The sequence below is a fragment of the Waterburya sp. genome, from assembly GCF_058530065.1.
In genome coordinates, this window is sequence record NZ_JBZNBU010000162.1 from 1 (window position 1) to 7416 (window position 7416).

Consider the following 7416-nt stretch of genomic DNA (forward strand, 5'->3'; position numbering starts at 1 on the left):
TTAAGTAATAGGTAATAGGTAATAGGTAATAAGTTTTTTGAAGGTATTTTTAATTAATTGTTTGGTTAAATATTGGGTAAAAGGTTCGATCGCATTGGCAGGGTAAACTACAATCGCTCGGTATAAATTGAAAGCTGCTAGCTTGATGCCCTTGAAATTATTAAGTTGATATTTAATATATTGTTGTGCTAAATATTTATAAATCCAGCCCATACTTTGTTTTTTAAGGTATTGTAGTTCTTTGGGAGCAATAGTAAAAGCTCGTTCGATAACTATTTTGAGATAATGTTCCATTAATTCGATATTAGCTGTCATGGAACTATTTGATTGTTGATAAATTATTTGTACTTTAGGGACTAAGACAAAATGGTATTTGGCAGCAATACGCAAATAAAAATCCCAGTCTTCTACGGCTTTTAGTTCGGGATCGAAATAGCCAATTTCTTTCACTATAGAAGTTTTGATTAAAGCATTAGAACCGTTATGCAAAAAGTTTTTTAATAGTAGATCTTGGTAAATATCTCCCGTAAAATATCCCGAAGTATCGGCATAAGATCGAGCTTCATTGTCATATTTGAAATAAACCCAACTATAGGCTAAAGCAGCTTGAGAATATTTTTCTAGAGCTAGTAACTGTGATTCTAATTTATCTACCTTCCAGCGATCGTCTGCATCTAAAAAAGAAATATAATCCCCTGTTGCTAAATCTATACCGCGATTTCTAGCCGTAGATAAACCACCATTTTGATAAGAATATATTCTTACTCTGCTATCTTGAATAGTTGCTAATACTTCTAAAGTGCGATCGCTCGATCCGTCATTAATAATAATAATTTCTAAATCTTGGTAGGTTTGCTGCAACACAGATTCAACAGTAGTTAAAATAGTTTTCTCGGCATTATAGGCAGGAATGATGACGGAAATAGTAGGCATGGGAGTAATGAGTAATGAGTAATTAATGATTAATAGTTGGTTTGTAGTAGTGAAATAGATAAGATAGTTTTTCAGTTAGTTGGTAGCCAAAAAGTTGATGAATAGTTTGATAAATTTTGCTTTTATTTTCGGTAAATAAATCGGAATTTAGCTGCTGCACTTTATCTAAAGCATGGGAATACAATTGGTAGTTAATTTCACGACGATCGCTTTTTTGATGTTGAGTATTATTGCCTTTTAAACTATAAATATATTCTTTACCCATATCTAAATAGGATCTCGCTAAAGCTTGCTGATATTCCCTAGATAATAAACCTTTTGCTCTTAATTCTTTTTCTACTTTTTCCATTACCAAACAATGTGCTTGAAACCAGCGCAACTTAGAAGCAGTAGAAACACTTTCTCCATTGTGCATTCGATAGATAGCATCGCAACCCGATTGATAGTTGCATTTCGCACCAGCCAACATCAAAGAAAACAGATAATCTCGATCTTGTGCTGCGGGGAGACTTTCATCCCAACTAACCCGATCTAAGATCGAGCGTTTGAATAACATCGGTGCTAAATTAGACCAGCGATCGTTTGCTAATAAAGACCATAAAAAATCTGACTTGTCGCCACATACTCTAATCTCATCTAACATTACTTCCCCGTTAGCTAAATGATGTTGATAACGCCAGTCACCATAAACAAAATCCACCTCTCGATCTTGTAGATATTCAATCTGCTTGGCAATTTTATCGGGAAGCAAATAATCATCAGCATCTAAATATTGAATATAATCCCCCGTAGCCAAAGATAAACCCATATTTCTCGCTTTATTTGCTCCTCTATTCTCGGTAGCGCGATAAATCAGCTGATTTCCATAACTTTTTATTACCTCCAAACTGCGATCGCTCGATCCGTCGTCAATAACAATAATCTCTAAGTTAGTATGAGTTTGCGCCAAAACACTATCGATTGCTTCTGCGATCCAATCTTGAGCGTTATAACAAGGAATAATTATCGAACATTTATACATTGAACATTTATCATTGAGCATTGAACATTGAACATTTATTAGTTGTTAGTCACCTAGTCACCCAGTCACCTAGTCACCCAGTCTCCCAGTATGCTTGTCTGTAAGATAGCGGTTAAATTTTTTATCCCAGCGAGTTAGAAGATTTTCTAAGCGATAGCGCATTTTGCCAAAGGTAAATTTAGTTATAGCAATGGCTAGGGGTTGAATGATGCTGTCTCTACGTCGCCAGCCTAAGCCTTTATATTTACTGGTGAAGTAACCGTCTTCAGCGAGATTCCATTTTTCCCGCAGGCGGTTGAGGCTGTTTAATACCCAAGCGTCACTCCAGCGCAGCATATAGTAAGTAAGATCGGAGAATTCTAAAGGAGGACCAGGGACGTAGGTTACAATACAGTCAGGCTCGAAGTATACTTTGCCTCCTGCTTCCCGCACCTGCATACAAAAGTCGAGATGTTCTTTAGTATTGAGCATGGCTTCGTCTAGCTCTCCTAATTGCTGGAAAATGCTTGTTTTTACGAGTACGCAGTGAAATTCAGCTAATTCTGTCTCTTGACGCTTCAGGCGATCACGAATATCGGTAACTTTTTTCCCCTGAAGATACATTTTTTCTCTCAATCTTCTTCTACCCTTAATATCTTGGAAGATATGGGATTCTCCTCCTGCAAAGTGGACAATTTCGTGGATTGGCTCGTTTTGACACATCAAAGGTCCTACTACCGTAGCATTGGTTGATTCCGCACAGTTAACTAGCTGAGACAGCCAGCCAGGAGAAACGATGACATCGTTATCGATAAAAACGACATATTTTGTATCTACTTGTTGTAATCCTAAATTGCGAGCGTGATTGGGAGAAAGATAATAATTTGTTCGCAAATGATAGAAGTCTTTTTCTTTAGCTTGTTGTTGTAAATATTGGTTAACTTTAGCAGGAGAATTACCATCAACGTAAACAAGTTTAAAAGGAATTTTAGTATGTTGATAGATACTTTCTAGAGAGCGAGCCGTACAGCTAAATCTTTCTCTTGGGGTAACTATAATTGTGACATTTATCATTAAATAGTTATTAGTTATTAGTTGTTAGTTGTTAGTTGTTAGTTGTTAGTTGTTAGTTGTTAGTTGTTAGTTGTTAGTTGTTAGTTGCTTTGTCGTCCATAAACTAAAACCTAAAGATACTAAGGATCGAGATAGCAAAACGGCGATCGCAACCCAAAAGATACCGCGATCGACTATTCCTAGAAGGATGATACCAAAGGCTACAGTAAAAACTAAATCGATATATAGAGCAATGTGGCTTTTATCTATGGCATTGAGCAACCAAGTGGAAGCTTGCTTAAAAGTATAGGGAATTACGGAAAGACAAATAATAATTAAAATAGGAACGGCATCAAGCCATTTTTCACCAAAAATAATTGGAACGTACCAAGGAGAAAGGAGAGATTGCAATGTAACTATGGGGATAATTACTAAAGCTAAAGTTTTTAAACTATGAAAATAATCTCGTTTTAGAGTTTCGTTATTTTTCCTCGCAGCACAAAGAAAAGGGAACAATGCTGACATAAAAGTATTAACTACATTCATCGTAATTCCCGAACCTGCATTAAAAGCAAAGAAATAAAATCCTAATTGCTCTATACCGAGAAAACGACCGACGATTAGATAGTCTAGATTGAGACGTAGTTTATTTAATAGTTCGATACTGACAATATTTTTACTGTAATTAACAATTTTCTGCCAATTTTTTAGTTGAAACTGCTTTGGTATCTGCCAATCATGATTATGCCAAGCGATCGCAATCCAGGCAAATTGAGCGATAATAATCGCCCAAACAATCGACCATATTCCCCCACCTAAAAGACAACCGACAACAATTACCGTATTAGAAATCATCGACTGTGCGACATTACACAAAGCCGTAACTTTTAATCTATTTTCTCGTTCGATTAATGCTAGGTGAATCGTACACAAAGGCAATAATAAATATACCGATGCAGCAACAGATAAGAGTAAAATCAATCTTTGATTGTCATAAAAAGATGCGATCGCCAAAGATGCCAAACATTGCGTTAAAAACAATCCTACACAAACAATCCACTGCACCCAATAACCAGTATTAGCTAACTCTGCCACTTCATTGTCATCGGCTTGGACGATCTTGGCTGCCACTCCTCCCCGATGGGTAAATACAGTAACTATCTCAAAAGTCATGTAAATTACTGCCATCAAACCATAATCTTCGGGGCTAAAAATTCGCGCCAATGTTACCGTAGTTGCCAAGCGAAATACACGATTAATAATTTCGCCAATTCCCAACCAGCCAACATTTTTAATTAATTGTCCCGATAATAAATTTTTGATTTTTGTAGTTAACATCGATCGTTTTTCTTAAGTAAAGAACGATCGCTAATATCAATATCCCCAACAATCAAAGGAACTTTCAGGGCTTCTTCGACTAAATATCGATGACCGTAGATCGAGTTATCCAAAATAACCACATCGTATCCAGGGCGATCGCGAGTGAGGACTGTATGAGAGCCAATATAACCCGTTTTTCCTGCGATCAAAAAAGTTGATTGATTGTTTTTCATGGGAAATTAAGATTTCTTAAAGGTTTGGTTAAATAGATTATTTTAGTTTTTTAAATCGAGGATATTTGAATAATAAATATAGATCTTAATTTACTAAATATTAACCTAACTAAGTGAAAATACTTAAACAATATGATAATGTTAATTTGGCAAAATATATAATTAATTCGTCAAAAGTAAAAATGTTCTAGTCTATTGTCATGAATTGCAATCATTTTTACTTCTTTTTTACATTTTTATGTTGTGCATAATTACAACTTTAAATCTAAAAAAAAGTATAGGGAAATACTTTTTTAAAGTAATTTTTTAGCTCTATCATATTATTTCAATGAATAAGCCTGTTTTAACTATTTTCTATCAGTTTAATCCCTGGAACAGTAGCATTGGCGGAATTCAAACCGCGATTAAATATTTTCTGCAATATGCTGCCTCAGAATTTCAGGTGCGGATGGTGGGTACGGGAGAGCCAGGGGAAGCAATTGGAACTTGGCAAACCAGAGATTATGGGGGCAACTCAATTCAGTTTATGCCTTTGATTGAGTTGGCAGACGATAATGTCAGAGGATTAATTCCCACGACTTTAAAATACACTGCTGCTCTTTGGGGGAAGGATTTCTCTTCCGATTTCATGCACTTTTACCGTTTAGAATACGCTCTAGCAACTTCTAGATGGACGGGAGAAAAATCTTTAAGCATCCAAAATGATACCCGCAAGCAAATGGATGCCAATGCTTGTAAAGATGCCATTCTCTGGCAAAAATTTCCTCAAGCCTATTTCGCTTTAGAAAGCCTGTTAATTCGACAATTCGATCGCATTTATTCCTGCCATACCAAATCTTTGCACTTCTATCGACAGCAATATCCTCAAATAAGCGATCGCTTTGAGCATCTCAAAAATACAGTAGATCTCGAACTTTTTTATCCCCTGTCTGAGTCAGAAAAAACGATCCAACGTCAAATACTGGCAAAAGAACAAGGACTGTCCGAAGATACTCGTTTTGCCCTGTGGGTTAGTCGTCTCCATCCACAAAAAGATCCTTTATTGCTAATTAGGGCTTTTGCCAAACTTTCTCTGCCTAACGTACATTTACTAATTGCTGGAGATGGAGAATTAAGACCAGTGGTAGAGGCAGAAATAGCCAAGCTGGGCATAGCCAACCGCGTCACCTTGTTAGGTTTAGTCTCTCCCCAAGAAGTAGCCCGACTCTATCGCCTCAGCAGCGTTTTTATAGTCAGCAGTGCTTATGAAGGAGTGCCAATCGTGGCTTTAGAAGCCCTTGCCTGTGGCGTGCCAGTCGTCGGGACAGAATGCGGCGAAATTCCCCTAATCCTGACCGAACAAAGCGGGATTATGTGTTGCGATCGCTCTCCCGAAACCATGACCCAGGCTTTAGAGCGAGTATTAAATAACCCCGATGCCTACCAAGTCTCGGCTTGTGTGGCAGCAGCCCAACCCTACAGTGCGGAAAAGGTTGTATCCCAAGTATATCGTTCCATGTTTGCAGTTTGGCAAGCAAACAACCCCTCTTTTTTAGAATGCGTAACCTCATGAAAATTGCAGTTATCGGTGTAAAAGGTTTGCCCGCAGGACAGGGTGGTATTGAAAGAGCTTGTCAGGAATTGTATCCCCGTTTGGTGGGCTTGGGACATTCAGTAGATTTATACGCCCGCCCCAGCTACACCAAAGAAAAAAGTTTCTATGAATATCAATATCAGGGAGTAAACGTCATTGGCTTGCCTACTTTGCCCTGGCGCGGTTTTGACGCTTTATTTTGCTCGGTCATAGGAGCATTTGTTTCTAGCTTTAAACAGTACGACATTATTCACTTTCATGCTTTAGGACCTGCCGTGTTTAGCTGGGTGCCCAAAATGCTGTCTAACTCCAAAGTGGTAGTTACTTGTCATGGGCTAGATTGGCAAAGAGCTAAATGGGGCAAACTATCGAGTCGAGTTATTTACTTAGGAGAAAAAATTGCCGTTAAATATGCAGATAGGTTAATTGTTGTCTCTCAAGATCTGCAAAGATATTTTTGGCGAACCTACGCTAAAAAATCTGTTTATATTCCCAATGCTCCAGGAAGTTTTGACTCCCCTGACAAAGAATGCAACCATCTTCAAAAATGGGATTTAAAGATCCAAAAATATTTATTATTTCTCGGTCGTTTAGTACCCGAAAAACGTCCAGAATTACTCGTTAAAGCCTTTCAAAAATTACAGCTTCCAGAGTGGAAAATGGTTTTAACTGGCTCGACTAGTAACACTGCTAAATACGTTACTCAACTTCAACAATTAGCCAGATCGAACCCCAACATAATTTTTACAGGAGAATTGCGGGGTCAAGCTTTGGCGCAAATCGTTCGTGGTGCGGGCTTATTTGTCCTACCATCGGATCTTGAAGGCTTACCTCTAGTAATGCTTGAAGCCATGCAGGAAGAAATTCCCGTCTTAGCCAGCGACATTCCACCTCACAAACAATTGATTGGTGAGGATAAAGGATTTTTATTTGAGGCGGGAAATTTAGATTCTTTAGTTGCTTCCCTAAGATTTGCCCTAGCCGAGCCAACTTTAGCTAAAAAAATGGCAGGTAGAGCTAAACAACATTTGGTCGATATTTATAACTGGGACAAGATATCTCTCAAGAATTTGGATGTTTATTTTCAGGTGAAGAAGTAATGGGTAGTAGGTAAGGGGCATTGGTGACAACTTAACGCTTTGTGTTTAAAGTCAAACGCTTTCAAGTAATAAGTAATAAGTAATAAGTAATAAGTAATAAGTAATAAGTAATAAGTAATTGGGATGGTTATGACCTTGAATTATTGCAGGAGCGCGAGGGCAATTCTAGATTTAACTCAAACTACATATAGGGTTTAAAAATAA

Annotated in this window: 7 protein-coding genes; 2 read left to right on the forward strand and 5 right to left on the reverse strand. The window is 37.5% G+C overall.

What is annotated here, in order from left to right:
* The 5 genes from AC33VI_RS10170 to AC33VI_RS10190 all read right to left on the reverse strand — a co-directional run bounded on the left by AC33VI_RS10170 (position 1) and on the right by AC33VI_RS10190 (position 4539).
* Entirely contained in the window at positions 1–933 is a 933-nt protein-coding gene (locus tag AC33VI_RS10170; protein WP_491782148.1) for a glycosyltransferase family 2 protein, read from the reverse strand.
* 22 nt (positions 934–955) lie between these two features.
* On the reverse strand, positions 956–1954 hold the full coding sequence (locus tag AC33VI_RS10175; RefSeq protein WP_491782149.1) for a glycosyltransferase family 2 protein: 999 nt from the start codon (positions 1952–1954) through the stop codon (positions 956–958).
* Between the two features lie 69 nt (positions 1955–2023).
* Entirely contained in the window at positions 2024–3007 is a 984-nt protein-coding gene (locus AC33VI_RS10180; RefSeq protein WP_491782150.1) for a glycosyltransferase family 2 protein, read from the reverse strand.
* A 66-nt stretch (positions 3008–3073) separates the two neighbouring features.
* A complete protein-coding gene (locus tag AC33VI_RS10185; protein WP_491782151.1) occupies positions 3074–4324 on the reverse strand; it encodes a lipopolysaccharide biosynthesis protein in 1251 nt (416 codons plus the stop codon).
* On the reverse strand, positions 4318–4539 hold the full coding sequence (locus AC33VI_RS10190; protein WP_491782152.1) for an NAD-dependent epimerase/dehydratase family protein: 222 nt from the start codon (positions 4537–4539) through the stop codon (positions 4318–4320). Before AC33VI_RS10190 ends, AC33VI_RS10185 begins: the two co-directional genes overlap by 7 nt.
* Positions 4540–4867: 328 nt before the next feature.
* Between AC33VI_RS10190 and AC33VI_RS10195 the strand changes: the two genes are divergently transcribed.
* Positions 4868–6091, forward strand: a complete 1224-nt coding sequence (locus tag AC33VI_RS10195; RefSeq protein ID WP_491782153.1) for a glycosyltransferase family 4 protein — start codon at positions 4868–4870, stop codon at positions 6089–6091.
* Entirely contained in the window at positions 6088–7212 is a 1125-nt protein-coding gene (locus AC33VI_RS10200; RefSeq protein WP_491782154.1) for a glycosyltransferase family 4 protein, read from the forward strand. Before AC33VI_RS10195 ends, AC33VI_RS10200 begins: the two co-directional genes overlap by 4 nt.
* Positions 7213–7416: the final 204 nt, after the last annotated feature.

Excerpts from the sequence above, each read along its gene's own strand:
- AC33VI_RS10180 (WP_491782150.1), bottom strand. The coding sequence starts at position 3,007 with ATGATAAATGTCACAATTATAGTTACCCCAAGAGAAAGATTTAGCTGT.
- AC33VI_RS10200 (WP_491782154.1), top strand. The coding sequence starts at position 6,088 with ATGAAAATTGCAGTTATCGGTGTAAAAGGTTTGCCCGCAGGACAGGGT.
- AC33VI_RS10170 (WP_491782148.1), bottom strand. The coding sequence starts at position 933 with ATGCCTACTATTTCCGTCATCATTCCTGCCTATAATGCCGAGAAAACT.
- AC33VI_RS10195 (WP_491782153.1), top strand. The coding sequence starts at position 4,868 with ATGAATAAGCCTGTTTTAACTATTTTCTATCAGTTTAATCCCTGGAAC.
- AC33VI_RS10190 (WP_491782152.1), bottom strand. The coding sequence starts at position 4,539 with ATGAAAAACAATCAATCAACTTTTTTGATCGCAGGAAAAACGGGTTAT.
- AC33VI_RS10175 (WP_491782149.1), bottom strand. The coding sequence starts at position 1,954 with ATGTATAAATGTTCGATAATTATTCCTTGTTATAACGCTCAAGATTGG.
- AC33VI_RS10185 (WP_491782151.1), bottom strand. The coding sequence starts at position 4,324 with ATGTTAACTACAAAAATCAAAAATTTATTATCGGGACAATTAATTAAA.